Source organism: Hyphomicrobium sp., from assembly GCF_019753045.1.
In the GTDB taxonomy this organism is placed as follows: Bacteria; Pseudomonadota; Alphaproteobacteria; order Rhizobiales; family Hyphomicrobiaceae; genus Hyphomicrobium_B.
On sequence record NZ_JAIELN010000009.1, the window covers coordinates 75,778 to 100,902 of the forward strand.

Here is a 25,125-nt window from a genome sequence, read left to right on the forward strand (position 1 = left end):
CTCTTTCTGCCTCAGGCTGCCCGATCGGCCTTGAGGGCCAAACCGATGAAGAGCATTTCGCCTTCGACTTTGATTGGGATCGTTCGCACGCTGCCTTCGTCAGCGCCGAGGGCCTTTCCGGTTTCGAACGAGATGACCCAATTGTGCAGAGGGCACGTGACGGCGGTGCCATGGACGATGCCCTGGCTCAGCGGGCCGCCTTTGTGTGGACAGTGGTCCTCGATCGCGAAGACGCGATCCTCCGCCGTGCGGAACACCGCGATTTTGCCTAGTGGTGTTTCGACACAACGCGCGCCGCGCCGCGGAATGTCGGTCATGCTGCCGATCGATACCCAGCTCATGTCGTCACTCCGCAGCATCTGCCACGCCGATCGTCGCCATCGGCTTGAATTCATGCTTGTGAAGGCCGGAAACGCGCTCGGACCAGGGATCGACTTGCGCGAATTTCTGCGAATGGACGAAGCGCTCGTAGTAACCGTGGCGCCTGTCGAGATCGTCGAGAATCTGGCGGCGGACTTCTTCGATGGTCACGCGCTTCGCCCATTTGTAGATGCGTTCGAGATAGCGCGCTTGCTCGCGATACATCTGGACGAGAGCGACGATGACTTCGAGCGCTTCATCCTCTGTCTTGACGAGGCCGAGCACCTCGGTGCCCTTGATGTCGAGACCGGCGGCGCCCGCAAAATGTATCTCATAGCCGGAATCGACGCAGATGACGCCGACGTCTTTGCATGTTGCTTCGGCACAGTTTCGTGGACATCCTGAGACCGCCATCTTGACCTTGGCGGGTGTCCACGAGCCCCACATGAATTGCTCGATGCGGATTCCGAGGCCGGTCGAGTCCTGCGTGCCGAAGCGGCACCAGTCGGTCCCGACGCATGTTTTCACGGTGCGAAGCCCCTTGGCGTAAGCATGACCGGAGACGAATCCGGCGTTGCCGAGGTCGGCCCAGACGGCAGGCAGGTCTTCCTTTTTGACGCCGAGCATGTCGATGCGCTGGCCACCCGTCACCTTCACGGTCGGAATGTTGAACTTGTCGACGACATCGGCGATGGCGCGCAGTTCTTTGGCACTCGTCACGCCTCCCCACATGCGCGGCACGACGGAATATGTGCCGTTCTTCTGGATGTTGGCGTGAACACGTTCGTTGATGAAGCGCGATTGATAATCGTCGGCGTATTCGCCGGGCCAATCACAGATGAGATAGTAATTCAATGCCGGACGGCATTTGGCGCACCCGCACGAGGTGGTCCATTCAAGCTCCTGCATGACGGCGTAGATGTTCTTGAGGCCTTTGGCTTTGATCAAGCGACGCACGTCATCATGACCGAGCGTTGAGCATCCACACATCGGCTGTACGGCCGCCGGGTTGTAGGCATCTCCGAGCGTTACAGACATCAGCTGCTCGACGAGGCCCGTGCACGATCCGCAAGACGCGGAGGCCTTGGTGTGGGCACGAACATCATCGAGTGACGTCAGGTTTTTCTCTTGGATCGCACCGACGATCTTCCCCTTGCAAACGCCGTTGCAGCCGCAGATCTCTGCGTCATCGGGCAAGGCTGCAACGGCCGCCATAGGGTCGAGGGGAGCACCTCCTTGATAGGCTTGGCCGAAGATCAAGGTGTCGCGCATGTCGGTGATATCGACCTGCTTCTTCTTCAGGTCGTTGAACCACGCTCCATCGGCCGTCTCCCCGTAGAGGACCGTACCGATGATGCGGTTATCCTTCAGAACAACGCGCTTGTAGATGCCCGCCGAAGCGTCGCGAAGAACGATCTCGTGGCGATCCACGCCGTCGGCAAAGTCGCCGAGCGAGAAGAGCTCGATGCCGGTGACCTTCAGCTTCGTCGGCGTATCGTAGTGCACGAACGCTGCCGTGCTCGCCTCGTCGACTAGGTGCGCCGCCGCGACGCGCGCCATTTCGTAAAGCGGCGCGACGAGGCCGTAGACATGCCCTCCGACTTCCGCGCACTCGCCAAGTGCGTAAATATCCGGATCCGAGGTATGCATCCCGTTGTCCACGACGATGCCCCTGCTCGTCACGAGGCCCGCTTCTTTGGCGAGGCCTGCATTCGGCTTTATGCCGGCCGCCATAACGACGAGCGTCGCCGGAATGATGCGGCCATCGGCGAGCTCAACGCCTTCGACTTTCTTGTCGCCAATAATGGCTTTCGTATTGGCCTTGCAAATGACTTTGATGCCGCGGTCTTCGATGGCCCGTTGCAGCAGGTATCCGGCCGCAGGATCGAGCTGTCGCTCCATTAGCGTGGGCATGAGGTGAAGGACGGTGACGTCCATGCCCTGGGCTTCGAGACCGGCAGCCGCTTCGAGACCGAGCAGGCCACCACCGATCACAACGGCTTTGGCGCGTGATTGCGCCGCAAGCAGCATCGCATTGACGTCGTCGAGATCACGGTAGCTCAAGACACCCGCGAGCGTGTTGCCCGGCACCGGCAGGATGAACGGCATCGAACCCGTGGCAATAACGAGCTTGTCGTAGGGCTCGACGACGCCGTGATCGGACGTCACGGTCTTCGCGTTGCGATCGATCGCTACGATTTTATGGCCCTTGTAGAGCGTGATGCCGTTCTTGATGTACCAGCCGTCGCCGTGAATGATGATTTGTTCGTAGTTTTTCTCTCCGGAGAGAACGGGAGAGAGCATGATGCGATCGTAATTGACGCGCGGCTCGGCGTTGAAGATCGTGACGTCGTAGCGGCCAGGCGCGCTCTCGAATAAATGCTCGAGCATGCGCCCCGGCGCCATGCCATTGCCGATGATGACGAGTTTCATGCCTGACCTCCCATCGGGATGAGAGATTTGCGAGCGCCGGACGACTTCGCATTGCTTTTCTCCATGCGCCGGATGGAAACGTGCATCCAGACGAAGAGAGAGAGGCGACGATTACGAACAGCAGCATGAAGCAGCTCGTCCAGAGTCCAGTCACCTGATTGAGGAAGCCGAACGCGATCGGCAGAACAAAGCCCCCCAAACCGCCGATCATGCCGACGAGACCACCGACGGAACCGACGTTGTCCGGGTAGTACGTCGCGACGTGCTTATAGACGGCGGCTTTGCCGATGCTCATGAAGAAGCCGAGCACAAATGCAACGCCGACGAACACCAGTGGGCTGATTTCGAAATGCCGGGCGATCGGGCCGTTCGTTCCGTGCATTACGTAATCGGTTGGCGGCAACGACAGGGCGAGCGTCGCGATGGCGGAGACACCGAAACACCAATACATGACGGTGCGTGCGCCGATACGATCCGACAGGACGCCTCCATAGGCGCGAAAGATACTTGCCGGAATTGAATAGGCGGCAGCGATCATGCCGGCCGTTTCGATGTCGAAACCGTAGACGCCGATCAGATACCGCGGCAGCCACAGCGCAAGCGCAACGAAGGCGCCGAACGTGAAAAAATAGTAGAGAGAAAAGCGCCAGACGCGAATGTCCTTCAGCGGCGCGAGTTCCAGTGCATAAGCCTTGGGCGCGTCGCCAGTGCGGCGGCGCTCGACGATGACCGGATCATCGGTCGTCGTGAACCAAAAGATGATCGCCATGACCGCCAACACGGCGGCCCAGATCAGCGCGACGGCGTGCCATCCCCATGCGACGAGCGCGAACGGCGCGACAAATTTCGTGACGGCAGCACCAACGTTCCCTGCTCCGAAAATGCCGAGGACGGTGCCTTGCTGTGCTTTCTGATAGAACCGCGAAACATAGGCGATGCCGACGGCAAACGAGCCGCCCGCCAATCCGACGCCGAGCGCCGCTAGCAGCATCTCAGGATAGGTCTGAGCAAAGACGAGAAGCGCCGTGGCAACGCTCGCTGCCAGCATGTTGAGCGTAAAGACCATCCGGCCGCCGTAGCGATCCGTCCAGATTCCGAGGAAAACGCGAGCGAGGGAGCCTGTTAAAATCGGCGTTCCCGCAAGCAGACCGAACTCGGTTTCGCTCAAGCCAAGCTGCGCCTTGATGCGAATGCCGATGATCGCAAAGATCGTCCAGACCGCGAAACAGACTGTGAAGGCAACGGTCGACACCCAAAGGGCGCGCCCCTCGGCTGTGGACACCGTCAAGACGGAATTTTTCTGTGTGCGCATGAATTGCTCCCGGTCGTAGTTCGGAAAACAAAAAAGCTGCCGGCCAAGCGCTCGCACCCGTCGAAACTGGGAGAGAATGCTTGATCGGCAGCTTTGCCTGGAGCGCCCGCCATTGGACGCTGATGAATTCCTAAGAGCGGGAATTCCGCAGCTTAGGCGAGTTGCAAACCTTCAACTCGGTTCATGAAACTAGGCATACTGGCGTCGGGAGATGCTTCGCAAGTCCAAACATTCAGCAGTTTAGCGCAGCGTCAGTGCAAATTTTGTGCAGCGCACGGTTTGACGCAGATCGCGATGCTCACTGCTTCTGGCTCGCGATATAGGCGTCGAGCTTGTCGGGATCGAACAGGCCACCATCGAAGAATCCGTCGGGTCCAAGAACGAGGCTTGCGCCGGATGAGCCAACTGGAGTTGCAGCCGTCAACGCACCTTCGACCTTTGCATTTGCAACGGGAAGCGCGATGCCCAAGGGCTTCAACGCAGCACGATAAATGTCAGGCCGATATGTTTCGCGCGCGATTTGCGCATTTTCGGCCGTATGCTGAACCTGCCCCCAACGGACCATCTGCGAATAGAACCAGAGCGCGTGGCTCTTCCACGGAAAGGTCGCGGCCTTCGCGAACGGCACGAAGAAATCAGAAACGGCGACGGTGCGCTCCCCGCCGATTGGCAACTGGCCGCGAAGCGCCGGCAACATCCATCCCTCCGGCTGACCAACATACAGTTTCTCGGCTAGGATCCGCGTAAGGTCGTCATGATTCCGCGCATCTCCGCACCATTTGGCGGCATTGCTAAGCGCTCGCAACAATGCGGATAGTGCTTCTGGATTTTCCTGTGCCCAGAGCGCACCCACACCGAGAACCTTCTCGGGACTCGATCGCCATATCGCGGCTTTTATGGTCGCGATGTGCCCGCGGCCAAGAAGAGCGGCGGCGGTGTTCCAAGGCTCACCAACGCAATAGCCATCGATGGTTCCACTCGCCAATGCGTCGACCATCAGCGGCGGCGGAACGATGACGATCTCGATATCGCGCGAGGGATCAATACCGCAGGCGGCCAGCCAATAGCGAAGCTCATAGTTGTGACCCGAGTACGGATGGACAACGGCGAAGCGCAACACTGCCTTGCGTTCCGCTACGCGTTCGGAAACGACCTTTTTCAAGGCGTGTCCCGCCATCGAGGGGTCGAAGTTCGCTTCTGCTCCATACGCCGACATCGCGGCCCAAACCGTGTTCGAAACTGTGACAGCGTTTCCGCCTAGGCCAAGCGCCATCGGAACGATCGTCGGAACGGCAAGTGGCGTCAGGCCAAGATTGCAGGCAATCGGCATTGGCGCTAGCATGTGCGCGACCTGGAAGTGTCCAACGGCCAAGCGATCACGGATATTGGCCCATGACATCTCGCGTACGAGCGTAAGGTCGATGCCCTCGGCCTCGGCGAACCCCATCTCCTTCGCCGTGACGAGTACCGCACTGTCCATGAGCGGCATGAAACCCGCGGTGATCTGGTGTGTCTTAGCCAACTTCACTTCTCCTCGTCTGGTGGTGCGAGGAGCCCCGCCGCTGTGATCAGGCTTTCGGCAATTTCCGAAATCTTTCGGTTCTGGCTCATGGCGGTCTTACGCAACAGCACGTAAGCCTGCTGCTCCGACAACCCACGCGTCGACATCAGGATGCCTTTGGCGCGCTCTACGAGCTTGCGCTTTTCGAGTTCGGACCGCGCCTCATCGAGCTCTCGCGACATGCGCGAAAAAGCATTGAAACGGCTGATCGCCATGTCGAGAACTGGCTTCACACGCTCTCGCTTGAGGCCGTCGACGACATAGGCCGAGACGCCGGCTTCCACGGCCGCCTCGATCGAAGCGCTGTCCGAACGGTCGACGAACATTGCGATCGGGCGCTTCACGGCACGCGAAAGCTGGAACATGTTCTCGAGCATGTCGCGGTTCGGATTTTCGAGATTGATCATGATGACGTCCGGCTGAACATCCTCAATGCGCCGGGCAATACCGACGACATCGTGGACGATCGTCAGGTCATCGTAGCCAGCTTCGCGCAGCCCCGCTTCAATCACGGAAGCACGGAGATGGTTCTCGTCGATGACCAGAATGGAAAGTGGCTTCTGCACCGCCGGCATATCTTTATCCATGTGCGAAACCAATCCGCCTACATTATTTCTGCGGCCGGTCAACTACGCAAAGAAACATGGTTCGGGGTGGCGCCCGAATTGCTATGACCCGTACTCGCGTTCGAACTGCGCGAGCAATTTGCGGAGAGTCGGACGTATGCTTTTCAATTCTTCGAGGTGATTGACGGAAAGCGCCGCCAGCGTTTTTTCGCCCTTTTCCGTCACGTGAACCTGTATCCGGCGACCGTCGGCCGGATCGGTTTTCCTGAGCACGAGCCCGAGGCTCACCAACCGGTCGACGAGCCCGACAGCCGTATGATGCCGAACGAGCAAGCGCTCCGCGATTTGGCGGATGCTGAGCCAATCCGTCTCGGGTGCGCCTTTGATCGCAAGGAGCGCTTGATGCTGTTGCGGCGTGAGACCCGATTGAGCCGCCGCATCCTCGCTGAAAGCTTGAAACTTGCGAAGCGCATAGCGAAATTCCGCGAGCGCCTCGTAGTTCGCTTTGGTGACAGCCCTCTGCTTCGCTCTACGCGTCGGAGAAGCACCGGTCTTCGGACGGTGTATATTCACTGCCACACCCCTTCTTATTTTCCCGCTCGCCCCAACATAGATCGCACATCTCATTGACGACGCGAAGGAGAAGCCTTGCGCGCGGCGCCGCGTCGCTTGTCACAGCCAGAGGCCATACTTGCAATTATATCGTTATACGATATTTACATCCGCCATTCAGCTTCCTGAGTTGCGGCACCCATCAAGACAAAGATGAAATGAAGCACGTAGAAGTCGATCGCACCCTCGGCGATTTTACCACTAGCCCGCGCGTGCTTTTCATCGCTGTCATCGCCGTCTTCATCGCATCGCTCAGCGTTGCCGCTGGCGTCGCTTTGCTCGCCCTCATTCGCCTATGCACAAATGTCGCTTATTTCGGCGAGTTTTCCTTCGCGCCTCACACGATTGGGCAGAACCCGCTCGGTTGGAGCTCGATCTTGATCCCTATGACTGGCGCGCTGATCATCGGCTTCATGGCGCGCTACGGCAGCGATAAAATTCGCGGTCACGGAATTCCTGAGGCGCTGGAGGCCATTCTTTTGGGCCGCTCACGCCTCAGTCCGAAGGTTGCTGTTCTGAAGCCCATTTCGTCGGCGATCTCGATTGGCACCGGCGGCCCGTTCGGCGCCGAAGGACCAATCATCATGACCGGCGGCGCGCTTGGCTCGCTCATCGCCCAGATGCTTCCAGTCAGCGACAACGAGCGAAAGACGCTTCTCGTCGCGGGCGCGGCTGCTGGGATGACAACGGTCTTCGGCACGCCTATTGCGGCCGTAACGCTTGCGGTCGAGCTTCTTCTTTTCGAGTGGGCGCCGCGCAGTTTCATTCCTGTCGTCGTGGCTGCGGCGGTGGCCGCGGTCGAGCGCACGTATCTCCACATGCCGCCGACTTTGTTTCCCTTCTCCGCTGACGTGCAGGTGTCGATCACGGGATTGTTGGGCTGGACAGCTGCGGGTGTAATCGCGGGCCTGCTCTCAGGATGCCTTACGAAGCTCGTCTACACGACAGAAGATTTATTCTCCAAACTGCCAATCCACTGGATGTGGTGGCCGATGATCGGTGGGCTATTTGTCGGCCTCGGCGGCATTATCGACCCGCGCGCCCTGAGTGTCGGCTACGATAACATCGAACATCTTCTCAAAGGCGATCTCACCGCCATCAGCGCCCTGTCGCTGATGCTCGTCAAAATGGCCATTTGGGGTATTGCGCTCGGCTCCGGCACGTCCGGTGGAGTCCTTGCGCCGCTGCTCATTATTGGTGGCGCCACAGGTATGGTTCTGACAGCCGTCATGCCCACGGCGAGCGCGGGCTTTTGGCCATTTCTGGTCATGGCGGCGACAATGAGCGGAACGATGCGCGTTCCGCTCACTGCAACGTTCTTTGCAGTCGAACTGACTGGCGCAATGAACTGCTTCCTGCCTGCCATGGCTGCCTGCGTTGCAGCCTACTGCGTCGCGATCCTCACGACGCGCCGCTCCATCTTGACGGAACGGCTGGCACGGCGGGGACACCATATTGTTTGCGAATATCACGTTAGCCCGTTTGCCATGACTCGCGTCGCGGACGTGATGACCCAAAGCGTTCAGATGGTGCCGGGCTCAATGACATTGCGCGAGGCCGCGGCACTCCTGGTCGATCCGTCAACGACACATCCCACATTTCCGGTTGTCGACAGACAAATGTGCGTACTCGGAACAATCGATCCCCCAGCGATCATCCGTTGGCGCCGTCAAGGACGTTCGCGCACGGTCACACTTGCTCAGCTTCTCGATGGAACCAAGCCAACGATCGCGCATCCCGACGAGCATCTAAGCGTTGTCGTCGAGCGAATGAACTCCGCGAACGTCGCCCATCTGTCGGTTGTCGACAAACAAGATGGCCGACTTGTCGGGTACGTTTCCTGGAAGGACTTGATCGGCTCTCAAGCAAGTACACACGGCGAACGCCGAACGGCTTTCTTTGGGCTGGGCAAACTTGAAACGCGCGAAGAAAAATTAAGCGCTGGCGTCCGCAAGCCCTTTTGATACGACGCGCCTATTCGAGCGTCCTTGGCGTCCGCTTTCTCCGGCGTGCTGGTCAATGTCGGACGCAAACTCGGCCTCTATCAGGCGACGGCCGACCTCGGCACTCCGCCTCGACAGCGCTTGCCGAGGCCACAGGCATTCGCGAGCGAAGCAAACCTACGCGCTACACCGGCGATGGTGCTGGCGTTCGAGCGGACACTGATCGAAGGCGGGTTGGTGGAGAGAGCTGGATTCGAACCAGCGTAGGCGAAGCCAACGGATTTACAGTCCGTCCCCTTTAGCCACTCGGGCATCTCTCCCCAGGCCGTTATTTCGCGGCCGTAGAAATGAAAGTGCCCTGCCAACCGGGCAGGGCCTCCGCCCGCGTTATCTTCACGGGGGCCTTTCATGTCAATCGGAAAAGCGGCAATGTGCGCTTCGGCCCCCATCCCGTTGCCGAACAGGGTATCCTGAGCGGGCTGATAGCGATTAATTTTTCGAGGCAAGCCCTGCAGAAACCACGATTCAACAAGCCGTGGCGCGATAAGAAGCGCTCGAGCGACTTTTCATCTCGCCCCGGCGGACGCCCCGGAAACGACCGGAGAAACGACCGAGGGCCCACTCGCGGCCACTCTGAGAGCGAGGACGGCCCGATTCGGCTGTTCGGGCTCCACGCGGTCGAAGCCGCGCTGAAGAACCCGGCCCGCAAGGTCCTGCGCGCGCTTTTGACCGAAAACGCCGAACGCCGCCTCCTAGAGGCCGTCGGCACGATCAAACTGCCGATTGAGCGTGTCTCGCCCCGTGACCTCGATAAGCTTCTGGGCGCCGATACGGTCCACCAGGGGGCCGCCATCGACGTCGAGCCCCTGCCCGAACCCGACTGGCACGATCTCGCCGAAGCCGCGGGCGGACGCCCCCTCATCGTTCTCGATCAGGTGACGGACCCGCACAACGTCGGCGCAATCTTGAGATCGTCGGCTGTCTTCGGTGCCAGCGGCCTCGTCATGACCCGCCGGCACAGCCCTCCCCTCAATGGCGTGCTCGCCAAGTCCGCGTCCGGCGCCCTCGAACTCGTTCCCGTCGCCCTCGTCGCCAATCTCTCGCAGGCTCTCGCCGAGCTGAAGGAGGCCGGCTTCGCGGTCATCGGCCTGGACAGCGGCGGCGAGCAAAGCATCGAGACCCTCGACTGGTCACAGCCGACAGCGCTGGTAATGGGGTCTGAAGGCAAGGGGCTGCGCGAGTTGACCCGCAAGACCTGCGACAGCCTTGCCCACATCACGACCGACGACACGCTCGCAAGCCTCAACGTCTCGAACGCGGCCGCGATCGCACTTCACACCGCACTGCTCGCCCGGAAAAAGTGAAGGCTCAAAAACGAAAACGGCCGGCGCGTTCCCGCGCCAGCCGGATTTTCCGTATCGGGCGATATCAATTAATCGCAGATAAGCGGACGCTCGCAGAAGTACCGTCCGCCGCGGCAGACCGTATCGCCGAATTCGTTTTCAAAGCACCGGCGACCGGACCAGCGGCACTCCCGGGGGCCGCGGTAGCAGCCGCCATCGTCATAGCGGGAATAGTAGCGCGGGCGGTCGTAGTCATGGGCAGCAGCCGCACCCAGGATGCCAAGACCAATGATGCCCGCCGCAACACCGACACCAACGCCGACACCGCGGCCGTGCCGAGCCTGCGCCTCTGGAGCGACGGCCAACATCATTGAAAACGCAACCGCGAGCGCCATCATCGCGTTGCCAAATCGCTTCATCATGGGTTGTATCCCCCTCACCAAATTACTCGTACGCCTGCATGTCCCGCTAGCGAGGGGATATTCTCAACAAACCTATGAACATGTCCTGAACGACCAAAACAGATGCTCGACACGAGCATGGCTCCTGGCGTTCGCGGTAAATCAAAGAGCGCGTTACGTCACAAAATAAGAATCCGGACACGCGCCCAAACAAGAACGCCCGGTCCGAGGCCGGACCGGGCGCTGCAAGATAAAAAGACTATGCGAGCCGAATCACCAGTCGCCGCGACGATGGCCGCCGTAGTGCCGCCGATGCCATTCGACATGATAATATCGCCGGTTCGGCGCGCCCCAAGACGCGTAGTAGGGCGGCAGCGGCCCCTTGTAGCGGCTGATGATGGGACGTCCCCACTCGCCGGAATTGTAATAGGGATAATAGCCGCGCGGATCGTAGTAATACGAGTAATAGTTCTCGAGCGCCGGATCGGGACGGTAGACGCGCGGCCGAAGATCAGGGCGGTCGAGACCCCAGGCCGCCACCTCGCCGCTCGGCACTGCAGAAGCCGCGACCAGCGCGGCGAGCGCCGTCAAGGATTTAACGCGCATTGGGTGAACTCCCCCCTGTTGGTTCCAGCTGCCTTCGCGGAACATACGCAAAACGTCCGAGAATCGTTGCCCAGAGTACCTTAAGATCGTTTGAAGACCATCCGTCGAAGTCTCCGCCGGTGCGGAATCCGCCGGCCCCGTTACATCTCTGCAAGAGCCCCCAATCTACCGCGCGTTGAAACTACCGCGCGTTGCGTTTGGCCTTGGGTGAAATCAACGTGAGCAGGAGAATATAGAGATCGAAACCGACCGAGCAATTGTCGATGTAATAGAGGTCGTGGTCGACGCGCTGCCGCATCGCCTCGTCAGTGCGGGTCTCGCCCCGGAAGCCATTGACCTGCGCCCATCCCGTGATGCCGGGCTTCACGTTCAACCGTCTGGGGTAGCGCTCGATATGCCTCTCGAAATAGCGGTCATGCGCGACGGCATGCGGGCGCGGACCGACGAGCGACATTTCGCCCTTGAGAACATTGATGAGCTGAGGAAGCTCGTCGAGTGACGTCCGCCGCAGGATATTCCCGAAAGCCGTTACGCGACCATCGTTCTCCGTCGCCTGGACGATTACGTCCCCGTCGTCGAGAGACGTCATCGTGCGAAACTTCCAGATCTGAAATTCCGCGGTGTTGTATCCACGCCGCCGTTGTTTGAAGAACACCGGTCCGCGACTATCTAGCTTTATCAGGACTGCGATCACCGCGAACAGCGGGCTGAGAAGAGTGAGAGCGACACCCGCAGCCACCATATCGAACCAGCGCTTCACCGCAGCTTCCAGCGGTCCGAGCGGTGGCCTTGTCAAAGAGATGGTCGTGGTTTCGCCGAAGCGCGCGATACGTGCGTCCTTGAACCCGCGCACAAAGCCGCTCGTGCTCAAGTGGAGAGCGACGGGTAGAACACTGAAAGCATTGACGGCCCGCTCCAGGAACTGGCTGCGCACGAGCGCGTGCGAAATGATGACGTCTTCGACGCCGAGCATCCGCGCCTTTGCGATAGCCGCATCCAGAACGGCGTCGATCTCATTGGGCTCTTGCGCAAGATTGGGGACTGTCGTTCGAGCGATGACCCAGAATCCCGCCGCAGCGCCGTTGATCTCTCTTTCGAGCGCGGAAACATCTCCGTCCGTCGCCACGATCATCACCTTCCGCCAGCGAATCCAGCCGCGCGACATGATGTGAACCGCCGCGCGGCTGAGCGCGGAATTGAACAACAGAACACTCGCAAGCCCCAATACGAAAAAGACGGCCAGCCAGCCGTGCGAAAACTCATTTGTGCTGTTCGTCAGCAAACCGATGACCGCGAGACCAATGAACACGAGGCTCCACGTCAGAAAAACGCGGCCAGGGCTGCGTCGTCCCGCCAGCAGCACCTCGATGGCGTATTCGTCGCGAATGAGAAACGCCAGACTATAACCGAGCCCCGCGAGGATCCCGACAGCCGCGTAGGTTTGGTTGAAGCCGGCTTCGCCGTTGACCACCCAGTCGTAGGACATGCCGGTCGCGATGGCGATCAGCACAATGCCGGCCAGCTCGGTTAAGAAAGCTGCCGCACGGAAACTCGATTGGGTCAGAGCAAATCGCGAGAACCTCACAAGGTTCGGCGAAGCAAGTTGTCGAACAGTTCCAAGCACCGATAAGCGTCCTGTCACACCGGCGGGCAAAGCCCAACGTCCCGCCGCACGACGACAATGCATTTGCCGGGCCGTTGCGGCGCGGCATGCCATATCCCTTCGGACAATGCCGGACGGAACCCGCATCACGACAAAGGTTGCAGCAACGTCATGCACCGATAAAACCCCGCAAAATCCGCGTGTTACGAGAGAATTCAGCGGCCCTTAACCGGTTTGCTCAGGCGTTCCAAAAAGTATCGCGGCGCGCTGCCCTCTGACCGATCGATCCTTGGGCGGAACGTTTCGAAGCGCACCGCGCGTGCCGTGCAATATCGGGACGACCGGCCACAAAATGGAACAGATCGGCTGCGCGATCCCCGCCGCCCGCGCCCCGTTATCGCGAGGCACGGGACTTGCTCCGGCACTGTCCCTCAAGGACATGGCAGCCGGATCAGAGATACAAAGTGCAACAGAAGAATACCGCCGCACGCGCATTGGTGGATCTGCAATCAGAGAGTATCGCAGAACCGCCAAGCCCGCCCCTCGCACACGTGGGCGGCTGGCCGATCAACACGCCGGACATGGACACGGCGATCGCCGCGGTCATCAAGCGAGCGCGAGCGAGAGAAGCCTTTACCGTCTTCACTTTGAATCTCGATCACCTCGTAAAGCTTCGCGGTGACGAACGATTTCGCCTGGCCTATCGCGAGGCCGACATTGTCACGGCGGACGGAGCGCCGGTCGCTTGGCTCGCGCGCTTGCAAGACCGCAGCATCGTTCGCGCCACCGGATCCGACATGCTTATGCCGTTGCTCGATGCGGCTGCAGACGCACATCTTCCCGTATTTCTTTTCGGCTCCACTGAGGACGTCCTCGAAAAGGCCGCGCATGAAATCGCCAACCACACCGACGGTCTTCTGAAAATCGCGGGAATGCTCTCTCCCTCTCGCACATTCGATCCGGAGGGCGCAGAGGCCGACCGTGCCATCGAAACCATCAGAAGGTCAGGCGCGCGCATCTGCATTGTCGCCCTCGGCGCGCCGAAGCAGGAAATCTTTGCCCAGCGCGCCCGCGCCAAAGGATTGGCGTGCGGCATGGTCTGCGCGGGAGCATCCCTCGATTTCATTGCCGGCGCTCAAGTACGGGCGCCAAAACTTTTCCGCAAACTCGGCTTCGAATGGATGTGGAGGCTGGCGACGAACCCCCGCCGGCTTGCAAAGCGATACGTTGAATGCGCAGTCGTGCTCGGCGGCCTCGTCATCGCCGAATTGGCGGGACGGCGCATAGAGCAGCCGAGATCCCGCGTGTGATTTGCCCGGGCGTGATCTGATCTAAATCAGTTCGGCGAAAGAGCCGGCAACGGCGGATGACGATTATCCCCACGACGGTTTCGCGGCCGAACATACATGATGGTCGCCGCTGGACACTTGGCCTTCAGTTTGAGCGCGGCCACGAGGGCATCGTCACCGTCGATGAGAACATGCCCCAGCTTTCCGTCTGACTTGAAACCCACGGTGAACTGCATGCCCTGACCTCCTGTCATCGACGTCACTGTACCACGTCCCGAGGAGGCTTCGCACTGTCGGTCTGCACAAGAAGCGAAGCATCAAGCAACAGCTTGATTTTCTTCGGCAAGCCGGCCGTCCGCAATCGCTATGCGCCTCCTTGGCGCACTCAAAGCGCGGCTTTGCCGATTTCGCCGAACGGATCGAACTCGGTATCGCGACGAAGTTCTTCCTCGGTGGCGAACCCGTTCCGCGCAGGACTTCAGCGAAGCAGCCCGATCGCCCGGCACCGTTCGAAGCTTGAACGTCGACACCTCGCCCTGACGACGTCGCGACATACACCCCACGCCCACAAAGCATGTTTCTCCGCGAGGCCGCGCGAGCGATCGCGATTCTCGAATGAGTTGATGTTCCGCGCACGTATCCCGTATGGCGTCAGTCAGGTTCATAACGGAACCAAACAGAATCTAGCGCGTTGACGCAGGTTCGCAATTTCGAAATTGGGAGAAACAACTTTGGGTATCAAAAGCATCGCGTTGTGCGCTGTGGCTGCGTCGATCCTTTCGGCGACATCCGCATCGGCAATCACACTAGGCGCGCCCGCACCTGTCGCAGCGTCAACAGCGATCCAGCAAGTCGACTACAGGAACGATCACAGAAACAGTTACAGGAAGAAGTACTACCATAAGCGGCACGACAGGCACCCGCCCAAGGGCTGGCACCGCTACCACAAGCGGCCTGGCGACTGGAGCCGTCGTGGTTGCATGGCAATCGGACCGGTCTGGTGGTGCCCGTGACGACTCGCTTCTAACGGGAAGCACAAGAAGCAGAGAGCAATCTCTGCTTCTTTTTCTATCCGCGTCACCGGAGACGCGCAGGGCGCTTGCACACCACCCGCCCCGTCGAGTATCAAGCGCCTGCACGACGTCAGGCCTCTCCTGACAGGTCGCAGCCAAAATGACGCGCCCGCCTGGGCGACGCCGTAACATCGGCAAGCCGGCTTAGCACAGTGGTAGTGCACCTGATTTGTAATCAGGGGGTCGTAGGTTCAAATCCTACAGCCGGCACCAATTAATCCAGCGCCTTAGCGCGCTCTCATTTTCATTCTGACTTTGCCGCAGCGACGCCGTTCTGACTTTCGTCGCTGACCTGTTCCCGGTTCTGCCTGGAGAGCGGACCGTCTTCGTCACTCAGCGAGAGCCAAACCAGCTCGCCGGTTTTGTGATGAACGATGCGCACTGCGTCGGGGCGTTCAGCCGGGCGATAATCGGTCCAACTGATATGTCCACCGAGCACGTTCTCTGGACGCTGGTGCCATTCAAAGCAAATTAGGCACCAACGGGCGAATGCTCAGCGGGTGCGCTGGACATGGGTCTCTTACTTCGATTTGAGATGTTTGAGATTGGCTGGTCGCCCGGACTCGAAAGTCCGTTACTCACGCTACCGAACTAGATCTCTGCAGCCCCAGCGCGGACATTCGGACACGGACACCCCTTTAGGGGGGTGTCCGTGTCCGAGGCGATGTCCGGGCACGTCCGGATATGTCTGGGGAAATGCAAGTAGGTGACAGCGAACGGATTTAATGCCTCCTCGCGATGTCCGTGATTATGTTGGTGCTTCGACTATAACTTTTCTGCTCCAGTATTCCGGTCGGCATTACTTTGATCATCGCTCACCGGCTCGCGATGGGCCGTTCGGTCAGGCCGCTTCAATTGGGTTGGTTCGCAATTTTTTACGTGCTTCTGCTTTCAATCGCTGTGACTTTCTTGGCCTTGATTTCCAAGGAGCAGCCCACCCCTCTCCTGTTCGCCTATAAATAAAAGATTTTTTGGCTGCCCCTCGTAACAGCATGGGTCGCGTATGCCCACGGAATGTGGAAGATCAGCGTCGCCAAGCCAGTCTTCGTGCACTCCCCGTACGTTGCTGTTGCGATTTTCACGCGGGGATTCGAAGAAGGATCGAGAAAGGCAGTCGGACCGCTCCGGAAAAGGTCGAACGGCCCGACAGAGTTGAGCTGAGAGGGATACTAGGGGGGGAAGGAACCGAGAACCCAAATCCCTGCCCCGTCAGTAGTCGATCACGCCGTCAAGGGCGTAGTGCTTGATGGTCTTTCGGTTCTTGATCAATTCGTCGATCGACGGCTCGTTCTTGAGTGCGCGCTCAATCGCCAGCTTCATCGCCTTGTAGTTCGTATTGTACAGGTCCTTCTTGTCGAGCTCGGCGTGATCGGCGCAACGTGGGTCCAACCAGATGGTCACAATAATGCAGATCTCATCGACGATGGCCTTCGGGATGATGCCTTCCGAAACGGAATCAACGACGGCGTCGGCGATCGCGGCCTGCACGACACCGCCCAAAAGCTCGACATACTCGCCCGAGGCAATTGTCACTTTGGTGGTCATCATCGTGACGGGGCGTGCAAGCTGGTTGAGATCACGAATGGCGAAGAAACGGGTGTGACCAACCGATTGCCCCATCATATTCGCGAAGGCTTGGCCGACGGGTCCTTTGACCGAGCCTATCAACACCTCGGGCATGGCATCGGTGTACTGACCAGGTGCGGCGAGGACCGTAGCTTCGCCCGCCTTGAATATGATGTCCGTCATCTCGTGTCTCCAGATGTACTAGCGCTGTGTGCAAAGTCACTTGCTCTGAAAGCTTAAACCACCGGTCGACGAAATTTGCACCACTTGATGTTGCCGAGAATCTCCCTGGCCGCGTAGCCGCCCGCATGCCCGTGAAGGTCTTCACCGCCAGGCGCTAATCAAGCGCTTGGTGCACGAAGAGCCCAGCGTTGCTCTCTTCATCAATTGCTCGATGGATTAGTCCGCGAGACTGACGAGCAGAAACATTTGAGCGCAAGTGCTTTGGCATTGAGCCATTTGCATTTCTGGCTCGCGAATTCTGCGACAAGAACGGCTACGTTCGCTGTTGGGCCGGACTTGGACGTTCTAGCTTCGACCGGCGCGATATCTTTCGACAATCCGTCTGGCTTTCGAGAGTGGGTATTTACGCTCTCGCGCCTGGATCTCGTTCTCCAATCTTTCCAAGATTGGCAAAGTGCTCGTCGGCATGTCGGACAATCTCATGCGCACAAAGAAACATCGCATATTCCAACTCATAAACCGAACACTCGCGGGCCGGACCCGAGGCATCCTCAGCAACAGGTTATAGCTCAGCGCGTTGCTGATATCCGCCCCGTCGTAACGTTGAACTATCGGCCACCGACAGATCCGGCGCGAGGTTCCGACCATCCCCTGCTTCCAGTGTAGAACGAATTGCGAAGAACGAGCTCAGCCGCGACCTGCCACGTCTCTTAGGTCTCTGTCTTCCCCAATCGTATCGTCCGCGCCAGTGGCACGACCCAAACCGCGCCCAAATATAAAGCGGAAGCAGTGAAAACTTCGAGAGGCCGAACCCATACGGGATGATCATAGAAACCGCGATCAGCAATACCGATGATGCCGGCAGTAAGATAGGCGAGCGAAACTGCTGGAAAGATGGACCAAGATATCGGATTAGGACGCAAGCTCGCCCAAGTAACCGCCCAGAGAAGGTACCATGGATTGATGACGGGCGCGAATAGCAGAAGTACAATCAGCCAGATGTCCGCAGGTGGGAAAGTATCCCGTTCCCGAAGCAGCCAACGAAGCATCAGAGCGCCGCTTAACGCGCATCCTAACGCGAGGCCGAGTATCCGGGCAGTAGCGTCCCCTGCCAATTCCTTCAGCACAGCAAAACCCAGAGAATTGAATTCAAACCATTGTGCGAAATGTTGCAGCCCTGCCTGCTCGGTCGCGCCGGTCAGTATAAACGGCGCATAGAGAGCAACGAGTGCGGCTCCAGCGCCGAGAGAAACCAAGCACCAGCGGCTGCGCACGAAGCTTGGAGCAATGATGATCGCGAATGGTTTGCAGGCCAACGCCAGACCAAACGCCAAGCCGCCTTCTATAGAACGTCCCTTCCTAAGCAGCGCAAAGCTCGCCACCGTTAGAAAAGCACCAACCACATCCGCATGCGCATTGAAGGATATCTCGAAGATGACGAGCGGGCAGAGCGCGTATCGCAGTCCGGCGCGATATCCACCCAGCCGTGCGACGAGCGCCCAGAGGCCCAAATCAAAAATGACGAATAGCAACTTGAGGGCGGTTAAGCTCGTCGGGGCGATCCAGGCCGACGCCGCGAAGACGTATTGAAGGGACGGCGCATAAATGGTCGGAATTTCAGGATTGTTGATCTGGGCTAGGACCACACGCCAGGTGGGGGCAATGCTTGCGTCGTCGAAATACGAGAGTGGAGGTGCTCCGTAGGGAGTACCATCAGTCAAGAACCTGAACCCGTCCCAAAGATACCGCGCCCAGTCATCCTCGTAGATAGGGTGGCTCCAAATCCCCACAACGCGGACCGCGATGGCGCACACAGTTGCCCATCTCAGAGCAAACAGCGAGAACTCCTGACTGGTGAAGAAGAGAGCATAGGCAAGCCACGCTACCCCCATCGACATGACGAACGATAACGCGTGCACGGGAGGCGATTGCGCTAGCCACGCGAGCGTCACAAATGCGGTCAAGATAAGTGTTGAACCGGCCGCACTGCGCCAGATGGCAAAGAGCTTCATACTTCGAGTGGATCAATGATCCGCATCATTGAGCCTCCAATTGTAGAAGAAGCCATCAATGCTCTCGAAGTGGCTGAGCTGCTTTGAAAGCGGATCAGACGCATAGGAGCGGAGATGCGTTATGACGGCCTTGTCGGCACCTCCAAAATCCTCTTTGAACCACCTGTAGATCTCCGAAACTCGCAGTGCCTTCTCTGATGCATCGACGCCGTTCGGGTCATTGATGAAGTCGCGCGCGGCACCATCAAGCTGTTTCTCGAGCTTGGCACCGGTGAATGCTTCCGTCTGAAGATTCGGGCAGCCTATGGAGGCACAGTTCAGCGCGTAGTGGACGCGCGGATCGTGGAAAACCGGCCGTAGAATGCCGTGCTCAATGTCATCGAGGCTTAGTTCAACCCCCCGAAGCTTCGTAACCTTTTTTTTCCACGGGCCGCCGGTGAAGGTCGCCACCAATCCGCCGCCGAGCGAAATATCTTTGATGGATGCGACCGGATAATGATCAAGAATGATGTCGATCGTTTTGGCATTATAAAGATTGGCGAGAAGGGCAAACTGCTCCGGCCGGTCAAGTGTTGCGGGATCCACGCTCTCCAGCTGAGAGATGTAATGTTTCAAGCGCTGGCGATCTTCTGGTAGGACAGACTTGTAGTCGAAGCTGGTCGTGCCTCCGTGTCGCTTGACGTATTTGCCGAGAATGCCATCCCAAGTAGAGTGGTCGATCACTACCTGCGAACCGTTCGCTGCGCTGGCAAAGAGGTCGGCAGGGACGTCAGCCCGAGCCTGATGGCTCGCAAAAAGAAACGCGATACAAAGCAAGCTTCGGCGCAGGAGCGGCGCGAAAAAAGCGCCGATCCGACGCATGGTCTGGCTTGTTGTAAACATGAGCCCCCGCTCCCCAATGTTTGGGTCTTTGCTAATTGTTATGAGGCGAACGGTGCCTCGGATCGGTTGCCCGGTGTTGTGAACGTCATCCGTCGACCCGGCACGACGCCTTTCCGAGGACGCAGAAACGAGAGCAATGGCGATGATTGAGGCTCACTGTCGACCGGGCCTCCTCGAGCGTGCCGCCCAGTTCGAAGTCCTTCGCATAGGGAATCAATGTACACGCGACGACAGCCGCGCTTACTTCGCCCTTGCGTTTGAGGACCATTCGCGATGAGGCACACATCACTTGGCGGGGACTAAGGTTCAGCTTCTTCCAACATCCCTCGCTGACCTCGGGCGTATTGTCGTCATCCAGCATCTCGGGGAAGAGGATGAGACGCGCACTGTCGGTTGCATCGATGTCGAGGCCAACGTTGGAGAAAAGCTGCTGATAGCCACGGCGCATCTCCCCCTCGTCGATATTCCAGAGAAGCCTGCCCGCTATCGATACGTCAAAGCCGTGCTTTGCGAGCCAGGCCAAACCCTCCAAGGCAGCCCCCCAAGTCCGAGCGCCACGAATTTCCTCATGACCTTCCTGCTCGTAATGGTCGAGCGAAACACGCAACGATAATCGACCGGGAAAGCGGGTTTGCAAATCCTGCAATGGCCCGCGATGCCTCTGCATCGGGCGCATTGCGTTTGTCAGCACGAGTACTGAAAAACCTTGGGACAGGCTATCATCGAGCATGCCGATGATGTCGGGGTTCATGAAGGGCTCGCCTCCCGTGAAGCCGATCATGCTTGGCTTTTTTGGGATCTGACACGCTTCATCAAGAAACCGGCCGACCTCCGTTCGCGTGAGATAAGCGAGCTGGTCGTTCTTGGGAGAAGAGTCGATATAGCAGTTTTGGCACGCGATGTTGCAGAGCGTGCCAGTGTTGAACCACACCGTTTGGTAGCCCTGAAACGGAACCTGCGCCCTAGGTTCTCCGGAGATGGTGACGTGGGGATCTGAGAACTTGCGCGGAGCCGCAGTCGGCGCAGTCTCAGTCGATTCAAATACAGCGATCGTCATCACATCTCGCAGCGGGAGGTGACGGATGTTTGGAACCCCAGCCAGTCGCTGTGAGTCCCGTCGCCGCTCCATGCGAACTCCGCCCCGGGCTCATCGTTTAAAGAGCGAGCTTCAGCAATCCAACGAAGAAAACAAAATATGCTTAGGCCTAGAGGTGATATCGCGGAGTTCTGGGCGGCTGATGCGGCATTCCGCTTTAGTCAGCAAAATGGATGACTTTGTAGTCGAAGGTTTGCGCGGCTCAATTTCTCGGTCGTATTCCGGCGCGCCGCTCCCATATTTCCGCCGCATTATTCCAAATTGAACAATACTCAGCAGATAAGATTATTTCCCCTGTTGGCGCTGTCCATATAGCGAACTGATGTCGAGTTGTGGCGACGCCATGACCAAAATGGGGAAATAAATGCGAATTGGTATTGTAGGGATAGCAGTGTGCGTTCTCGCCGGGCTTGTGGCGACGAATGCCGCAAACGCGTCCGGCAGCTATGGCGGCGCCAGCGGATTCACTCCGCCGAAGATAAAAAAAGAATCAAAACCCGCGGAAGCTTCCGAACCGAAGAAAGGTTCGGAGCCGAAGAAAGAGAAGAAGAAGAAGTCCAGCGGGCTCAGCGCGCCCGGGGACTATAGCCGGAATTCGTAGAGAACTCGGAATGCCCGTCCGTGGGGGAGGGCGTCTACAAAGTCGAGTATTGGGGGTTGCATAAAATGAAGACTATAGTTCGAGCCGCACGCCATTCAAGGCTGCGGCTAGCGCGAGCTGTGGCGTGCTCTACAGCTGTGATGGCGATCATCGGAACATCCCAGGCCATGGCGCAGCAGTCTGCCTATGTGCCCAACAAAGGGGAACTCCAAACGTCGTTTGGAACGGTCTACCAAGACTATAATAGCGCATGGCAAGGGAAGACCTTCGGGGAGTATCCGCGGACGACTACGATCCAGGAATACCTGGTGTCCATCTCCTACGGCATTACCGATGACCTATCGCTGGATGCCAGCACTGGCTACGGAACACTCACCGGTGGTCTTTCGAGAGCCTCCCGTCCTAATCCGAACGGCTGCTGGAACCAACCGCTCAACACATTTGCTGGACGGCAGTGCCAGGATCCTATCCCGCAAGGAAGCCGGGACGGTCGCCTCGATTCAACCGTAGGCCTCCGCTACCGCGCGATCAGAGAGGACTCTGAGCGGTGGAATAGCTTGCCCTCAATTGCGATTTACGGCGCTGCGATCATAAAAGGCGACTACGAGCCGACGCCACAGGCGCTCGGTAACGGTGCAAACGGATTCAAAACCGGGGTGGCCCTCGGGCGGTACTGGCAGGAGATCAGTTTCGGCGTCAACGCCGGCCTTGAGTACCAGTATCTGAAAGGCCCACAAGATGTTGTGCCTAACAATTTGAATGGAAGTGTCGGCATTTACAAATTCTTGGGACAATACTTCGTTTCGAGTGGCTATCAGTTTCAGCACAGCCAGAGCGGCTGGGATACGGGCAAAGGACCGTTTCCCGCCAACCCAGACAACCTGCCAGCTGACTTGGTCGGGCCGCCGGACAGCCGCGACTACAATCGCATGCTGAACGCGGTGGGCCGGAAGGAAAATTGGCAGAGCTGGCAGTTAGGCGCAGGCTATGTGACGGAAGGCGGCACAGTGATTTTTGCCTCCTACACCGACGTGTTCGATGGCCGGAATACGGCCGATCGCTCGACATGGCAGCTTAATGTGACGGTTCCGAACCAACTTTTCCATCGGAACTGACAGCTGGACCCGACAGCGGATGGTATCCGGCTTCGTTGAAGCAGTGACTTTCTGATCTCTGCACTCGACGAAGCCGGGCACTAAATCAGCTGATCAAAAAATTAGGATCATTCCCGATGAACCCGCAAGGATTGAGCGTCGAGGATATCTTCGTATTGATCCCCGCGCTCAATGAAGCCGAGTCGATTGCCTCCGTGATAGGTCGTCTGCGGGCTTTGGGATGCTACCATATCCGAGTGGTCAACAACGGTTCGACGGATGATACGGCTGCAATCGCGCGTGGTGCAGGCGCTGTCGTCATCGATGAGCCGGTTGCCGGCTATGGCATGGCGTGTTGGCGTGGATTGCAAGATCTCCCGGAGCACGCCCGGTGGGTTCTGTTCTGCGATGCCGATGGCTGCGATGAGCTCGAGGCTCTCCCACGCTTCATCGCGGCCGCGAGAGAGGGTGCGGACCTCGTCCTCGCAGATCGTCTGAGCTTGTCCAATTCAGCGGAGAAACTGACGTTACCACAACGTTTCGGAAATCGCTTGGCTGTGGTTCTTATCCGGCTGGTCTGGGGAGCAAGGTTTAATGATCTTGGTCCGATGCGCCTCGTCAATCGGCTATTGCTTGATGAGATTGACATGAAGGATCGCGGGTTCGGCTGGACTGTCGAAATGCAAATTCGAGCGGCTCAGCTCTTTGCCCGCTTTACGGAAATACCCGTCACCTATCAATCGCGGCGGCACGGACGTTCCAAAATATCCGGAACTGTACGAGGCGTGATCATGGCTGGGACGACAATTCTCTCAACGATCGCGTACCACGCGCTTTGGCCGCGCGGTGCGGATCTTAAAATCGCTTCTCTCAGGAGAACTCTGTAGTGGCTCGGACACCTATCATTATCGCCGCTCTTGCGATCGCCGCTGCTGCGTCGGCGTACGTCTTCGGATTTGGGTCGCATGCGAACGAAATGCTCGACCTGAACGAGATGATCGAAACTGTTCATCGCAAATTCCCCGACATCAAACACGTGGACACGGGGGCTGTAGAGCAGCTTCTGAAGAGTAACGATGCCGTTCAGGTCATCGACGTCCGCGAACCAGAGGAGTTCAAGGTGAGTCATCTTCCAGGTGCCATCAATGTTCCTCCAGGATCATCGGACGATGACATCCTCGCGAAAATCAAGCCGGACCATCCCACGGTAGTCTATTGCTCGGTGGGATGGCGCTCGTCCGAAATGGCCGAGCGCCTGCAGGCGGCAGGACGCACGAACGTCGTCAACTACGCCGGATCGATTTTTGCCTGGGCGAATGCAGACCAACCCTTGGAGTCGAGCGGGGGCGCCACCAAAGCCGTTCACCCCTACGACAAATATTGGGGCCGCTATCTAAAACCCGAGCACCGGGCCTTCTAAGCACTGGGTCGCAGCCCGAAACCTCACCCATCTTATTCTGGAGACACCAAATGCACATCGACCTCGTGAAGGAGTATTACGGGAAGATCCTGAAAACTTCGGGCGATCTGAAGACGAAGGCTTGCTGTACACCGGACTCGATGCCGGAGCGCGTCAAGGAGCTCTTGAAGAACGTCCACGAAGAGGTCATTGCGAAATACTACGGCTGTGGTTTGGTCGTGCCCGAACTTCTCGAAGGAAAACGCGTGCTCGATCTCGGCTGCGGGTCGGGCCGAGACGTCTATGCATTGGCACAGCTCGTCGGCCCGAAGGGCGAAGTCGTTGGCGTCGATATGACACCCGAACAGCTGTTCACGGCACGCCAGCATATCGATTGGCACATGCAAAAGTTCGGGCATGAAAAGACCAACGTCCGATTCCTGCAAGGATTCATCGAGGCGCTTCCCAGTCTGGGGCTGGAGCCTGAGAGCTTTGACGTCATCGTCTCCAACTGCGTTGTGAATCTTTCCATCGACAAGCCGGCAGTTCTCAAAGGCGTATTCGATCTCTTGAAGCCGGGTGGTGAATTCTATTTTGCCGACGTCTACGCCGATCGCCGGTTGCCGTCAGAGGTGCGGGATGATCCCGTCGTCTATGGAGAATGCCTCGGCGGCGCTTTGTATTGGGGTGATTTCCAGGCGCTCGCGAAGGGAGCTGGTTTCGGCGATCCCCGCCTCGCGACGAGTCGCAAAATCGAAATTGACGATCCTTACGTCCAGAAGAAGGTCGGCTCCGCGCAATTTTTCTCGGCGACCTATCGTCTTTTCAAAATCGCCGGCCTGGAGCCGGTCTGCGAGGATTACGGTCAAGTCGTCGTCTACAACGGCGGGGTGCCCGACGCAGAACATGCCCTCACGCTGGACGGACACCATGTGATCGAGAAAGGCCGGTTCTTCCCGGTCTGCGGCAACACTTGGAACATTCTACAGCAAAGCAGGTTCGAGCCTTACTTCTCGTTCCATGGAAATTTCTCGACGCACTTCGGCGTGTTTGCTGGGTGCGGCACGACAATTCCGTTTGAGAGCGCGGGTGCATCAGGCGCAAGCGCCGGCGGTTGCTGTTGAGCACGATCGAACAAAGACCCACGGTTGTGATCTCTCAGGTCCGGCAGGAGTTTCATCTCCGCCGGG

Annotated in this window: 24 protein-coding genes, 2 tRNA genes and 1 pseudogene; 12 read left to right on the top strand and 15 right to left on the bottom strand. The window is 58.5% G+C overall.

Annotated features, from left to right (window positions below):
- Nucleotides 1–11 precede the first annotated feature (11 nt).
- From nirD to K2Q04_RS11355, 6 genes and pseudogenes are all read right to left on the bottom strand, one after another.
- A complete protein-coding gene (gene nirD / locus K2Q04_RS11330) occupies nt 12–341 on the bottom strand; it encodes a nitrite reductase small subunit NirD (protein WP_291163466.1) in 330 nt (109 codons plus the stop codon).
- A gap of 4 nt (nt 342–345) precedes the next feature.
- Nucleotides 346–2,793 carry a nitrite reductase large subunit NirB gene (gene nirB, locus K2Q04_RS11335; RefSeq protein ID WP_291163469.1) on the bottom strand — a complete coding sequence of 816 codons (2,448 nt, stop codon included), beginning with the start codon at nt 2,791–2,793 and terminating at the stop codon, nt 346–348.
- Nucleotides 2,790–4,105, bottom strand: a pseudogene (locus K2Q04_RS11340) (nitrate/nitrite transporter). Before K2Q04_RS11340 ends, nirB begins: the two are co-directional and overlap by 4 nt.
- 298 nt (nt 4,106–4,403) lie before the next feature.
- Nucleotides 4,404–5,627: a CmpA/NrtA family ABC transporter substrate-binding protein gene (locus K2Q04_RS11345; protein ID WP_291163472.1), complete on the bottom strand. Its 1,224-nt coding sequence runs from the start codon at nt 5,625–5,627 to the stop codon at nt 4,404–4,406.
- Between the two features lie 2 nt (nt 5,628–5,629).
- Nucleotides 5,630–6,253: an ANTAR domain-containing response regulator gene (locus K2Q04_RS11350; protein WP_291163475.1), complete on the bottom strand. Its 624-nt coding sequence runs from the start codon at nt 6,251–6,253 to the stop codon at nt 5,630–5,632.
- A gap of 81 nt (nt 6,254–6,334) precedes the next feature.
- Complete coding sequence (locus K2Q04_RS11355) at nt 6,335–6,811, bottom strand: helix-turn-helix domain-containing protein (RefSeq protein ID WP_366935752.1); 477 nt, start codon at nt 6,809–6,811, stop codon at nt 6,335–6,337.
- Nucleotides 6,812–7,002: 191 nt separating this feature from the next.
- Here K2Q04_RS11355 and K2Q04_RS11360 point away from each other — a divergent pair, with 191 nt between their 5' ends.
- A complete protein-coding gene (locus K2Q04_RS11360; protein ID WP_291163477.1) occupies nt 7,003–8,808 on the top strand; it encodes a chloride channel protein in 1,806 nt (601 codons plus the stop codon).
- A gap of 24 nt (nt 8,809–8,832) precedes the next feature.
- Nucleotides 8,833–9,054 (top strand): hypothetical protein, encoded by a 222-nt coding sequence (locus tag K2Q04_RS11365; protein WP_291163480.1) that lies wholly within the window; start codon nt 8,833–8,835, stop codon nt 9,052–9,054.
- Here K2Q04_RS11365 and K2Q04_RS11370 read toward each other — a convergent pair.
- Nucleotides 9,023–9,107 (bottom strand) — tRNA-Tyr (locus K2Q04_RS11370). The genes K2Q04_RS11365 and K2Q04_RS11370 overlap by 32 nt on opposite strands.
- A 111-nt stretch (nt 9,108–9,218) precedes the next feature.
- Between K2Q04_RS11370 and rlmB the strand changes: the two genes are divergently transcribed.
- Entirely contained in the window at nt 9,219–10,151 is a 933-nt protein-coding gene (gene rlmB / locus K2Q04_RS11375) for a 23S rRNA (guanosine(2251)-2'-O)-methyltransferase RlmB (RefSeq protein ID WP_291163483.1), read from the top strand.
- 68 nt (nt 10,152–10,219) lie between these two features.
- Here rlmB and K2Q04_RS11380 read toward each other — a convergent pair whose 3' ends face one another.
- The 3 genes from K2Q04_RS11380 to K2Q04_RS11390 all read right to left on the bottom strand — a co-directional run bounded on the left by K2Q04_RS11380 (nt 10,220) and on the right by K2Q04_RS11390 (nt 12,647).
- Nucleotides 10,220–10,552 (bottom strand): hypothetical protein, encoded by a 333-nt coding sequence (locus K2Q04_RS11380; RefSeq protein WP_291163486.1) that lies wholly within the window; start codon nt 10,550–10,552, stop codon nt 10,220–10,222.
- Nucleotides 10,553–10,804: 252 nt separating this feature from the next.
- Nucleotides 10,805–11,137 (bottom strand): hypothetical protein, encoded by a 333-nt coding sequence (locus K2Q04_RS11385; protein ID WP_291163488.1) that lies wholly within the window; start codon nt 11,135–11,137, stop codon nt 10,805–10,807.
- A gap of 181 nt (nt 11,138–11,318) precedes the next feature.
- Complete coding sequence (locus tag K2Q04_RS11390) at nt 11,319–12,647, bottom strand: exopolysaccharide biosynthesis polyprenyl glycosylphosphotransferase (protein WP_291163491.1); 1,329 nt, start codon at nt 12,645–12,647, stop codon at nt 11,319–11,321.
- Nucleotides 12,648–13,204: 557 nt separating this feature from the next.
- Between K2Q04_RS11390 and K2Q04_RS11395 the strand changes: the two genes are divergently transcribed.
- Nucleotides 13,205–14,050, top strand: a complete 846-nt coding sequence (locus K2Q04_RS11395; RefSeq protein WP_291163494.1) for a WecB/TagA/CpsF family glycosyltransferase — start codon at nt 13,205–13,207, stop codon at nt 14,048–14,050.
- Nucleotides 14,051–14,076: 26 nt separating this feature from the next.
- Here the strand turns inward: K2Q04_RS11395 and K2Q04_RS11400 are convergent, their stop codons facing one another.
- The gene (locus K2Q04_RS11400) at nt 14,077–14,265 is read right to left on the bottom strand and encodes a hypothetical protein (RefSeq protein ID WP_092869323.1); all 189 of its coding nucleotides are present in this window, start codon (nt 14,263–14,265) and stop codon (nt 14,077–14,079) included.
- A gap of 140 nt (nt 14,266–14,405) precedes the next feature.
- On the opposite strand from K2Q04_RS11400, the gene K2Q04_RS11405 reads away from it, so the two are divergent.
- The 3 genes from K2Q04_RS11405 to K2Q04_RS11415 all read left to right on the top strand — a co-directional run bounded on the left by K2Q04_RS11405 (nt 14,406) and on the right by K2Q04_RS11415 (nt 15,315).
- Nucleotides 14,406–14,549 carry a hypothetical protein gene (locus K2Q04_RS11405; RefSeq protein ID WP_291163498.1) on the top strand — a complete coding sequence of 48 codons (144 nt, stop codon included), beginning with the start codon at nt 14,406–14,408 and terminating at the stop codon, nt 14,547–14,549.
- Nucleotides 14,550–14,760: 211 nt separating this feature from the next.
- Nucleotides 14,761–15,042, top strand: a complete 282-nt coding sequence (locus K2Q04_RS11410; RefSeq protein WP_291163501.1) for a hypothetical protein — start codon at nt 14,761–14,763, stop codon at nt 15,040–15,042.
- A 198-nt stretch (nt 15,043–15,240) separates the two neighbouring features.
- Nucleotides 15,241–15,315 (top strand) — tRNA-Thr (locus K2Q04_RS11415).
- Between the two features lie 996 nt (nt 15,316–16,311).
- Here K2Q04_RS11415 and fae read toward each other — a convergent pair.
- From fae to K2Q04_RS11435, 4 genes are all read right to left on the bottom strand, one after another.
- On the bottom strand, nt 16,312–16,851 hold the full coding sequence (gene fae / locus K2Q04_RS11420) for a formaldehyde-activating enzyme (RefSeq protein ID WP_291163504.1): 540 nt from the start codon (nt 16,849–16,851) through the stop codon (nt 16,312–16,314).
- A gap of 710 nt (nt 16,852–17,561) precedes the next feature.
- The gene (locus K2Q04_RS11425) at nt 17,562–18,863 is read right to left on the bottom strand and encodes a hypothetical protein (RefSeq protein WP_291163507.1); all 1,302 of its coding nucleotides are present in this window, start codon (nt 18,861–18,863) and stop codon (nt 17,562–17,564) included.
- Nucleotides 18,864–18,875: 12 nt separating this feature from the next.
- Nucleotides 18,876–19,745 carry a DUF547 domain-containing protein gene (locus K2Q04_RS11430; protein ID WP_291163510.1) on the bottom strand — a complete coding sequence of 290 codons (870 nt, stop codon included), beginning with the start codon at nt 19,743–19,745 and terminating at the stop codon, nt 18,876–18,878.
- A gap of 85 nt (nt 19,746–19,830) precedes the next feature.
- On the bottom strand, nt 19,831–20,802 hold the full coding sequence (locus tag K2Q04_RS11435) for a radical SAM protein (RefSeq protein ID WP_291163512.1): 972 nt from the start codon (nt 20,800–20,802) through the stop codon (nt 19,831–19,833).
- A gap of 403 nt (nt 20,803–21,205) precedes the next feature.
- On the opposite strand from K2Q04_RS11435, the gene K2Q04_RS11440 reads away from it, so the two are divergent.
- The 5 genes from K2Q04_RS11440 to K2Q04_RS11460 all read left to right on the top strand — a co-directional run bounded on the left by K2Q04_RS11440 (nt 21,206) and on the right by K2Q04_RS11460 (nt 25,059).
- Nucleotides 21,206–21,442 (top strand): hypothetical protein, encoded by a 237-nt coding sequence (locus tag K2Q04_RS11440; RefSeq protein WP_291163515.1) that lies wholly within the window; start codon nt 21,206–21,208, stop codon nt 21,440–21,442.
- Between the two features lie 140 nt (nt 21,443–21,582).
- Entirely contained in the window at nt 21,583–22,557 is a 975-nt protein-coding gene (locus tag K2Q04_RS11445; RefSeq protein WP_291163518.1) for a hypothetical protein, read from the top strand.
- 116 nt (nt 22,558–22,673) lie between these two features.
- A complete protein-coding gene (locus K2Q04_RS11450; protein ID WP_291163521.1) occupies nt 22,674–23,423 on the top strand; it encodes a glycosyltransferase family 2 protein in 750 nt (249 codons plus the stop codon).
- Complete coding sequence (locus tag K2Q04_RS11455; RefSeq protein ID WP_291163524.1) at nt 23,423–23,956, top strand: rhodanese-like domain-containing protein; 534 nt, start codon at nt 23,423–23,425, stop codon at nt 23,954–23,956. The genes K2Q04_RS11450 and K2Q04_RS11455 overlap by 1 nt, the downstream gene beginning before the upstream one ends.
- Before the next feature lie 50 nt (nt 23,957–24,006).
- Complete coding sequence (locus tag K2Q04_RS11460; RefSeq protein ID WP_291163527.1) at nt 24,007–25,059, top strand: methyltransferase domain-containing protein; 1,053 nt, start codon at nt 24,007–24,009, stop codon at nt 25,057–25,059.
- The last annotated feature ends 66 nt before the right edge of the window (nt 25,060–25,125 follow it).